The 819-nt window shown below is 66.1% G+C and carries 2 protein-coding genes; both read left to right on the top strand.

Annotation, left to right across the window (positions count from 1 at the left end; genetic code table 11):
• Positions 1 to 472, top strand: a 472-nt coding sequence (locus J0A65_RS24490; protein ID WP_206596859.1) for a DUF4878 domain-containing protein, incomplete at its 5' end; no start/stop codon positions are given.
• Between the two features lie 50 nt (positions 473 to 522).
• The coding region (locus J0A65_RS24485) for a C40 family peptidase (protein ID WP_206596858.1) at positions 523 to 819 on the top strand (297 nt) is incomplete at its 3' end.

The raw sequence follows: 819 nt of genomic DNA, 5'->3' as shown, positions 1-819 counted from the left end.
ATCACTGATCCAGCCTGAGCCTGGGGCTATCATCGCCGCCCCAACGGAAGCGACTCACAAGGAAGTCACCATGCTCAAGCGCTGGATCTACGCACTCGCCGCTACATTGCTGCTCACTGGCTGCGGCGGCCCGAACAACACCCCCGAAGGCATTGCCGAAGCCTTCCTGCAGGCGGCCTACGGCAACGACGTCGACGCACTGTTCGAGTACATCGACGTTCCTGAAGGCACCGGCGACGAAGAAGTCGCGCTGGTTCGCGGCAAGCTCAGCGCCCAGCTGGCCCGCACCGAGAAGTACACCGAAAGCCAGGGTGGCCTGGATCGTATCGAGGTGCAGGCGCCAACCCTGTCGAACGACGACAGCCAGGCCCGCATCGAGGCCATCGTTCACTTCAACAACAGCGATGCCAAGCCCAAGACCGAGCGACTGCGCCTGAACAAGGTCGACGGCGACTGGAAGATCAAGATCTGAGCCGCCTGCGTCTCGGGCTGTGCCTGAGCCTGCTGCTGGCCGGCGCCACCGTGGCGCTGGCCAGCCTCCAGCCACAACCCTCCGTCAGCGCCCCAGTACGCAGCCTGCCGCGCGTGGAGAACGGCGACTGGGTGTTTCGCCTCGGCCCTTCGCGCGAAAGCCGCCTGATCCAGCAGGTAGGCGGTGGCGACTACTCGCACATCGGCATGATCGTGAGCACCTCGCCCCAGGCGCTGGTGGCGCACGCCACCACCGATGACGATCCCGAACGCCCCGACCAGGTCCTGCTCAGCCCCCTGACCGAGTTCGTCGACCCACGCCACGCGCGCGCCTTCGCCATCGCCAGG

It is taken from the genome of Bowmanella yangjiangensis, from assembly GCF_017255015.1.
Lineage (GTDB): Bacteria > Pseudomonadota > Gammaproteobacteria > Enterobacterales > Alteromonadaceae > Bowmanella > Bowmanella yangjiangensis.
This window is presented reverse-complemented; position numbering and strand designations above follow the sequence as displayed.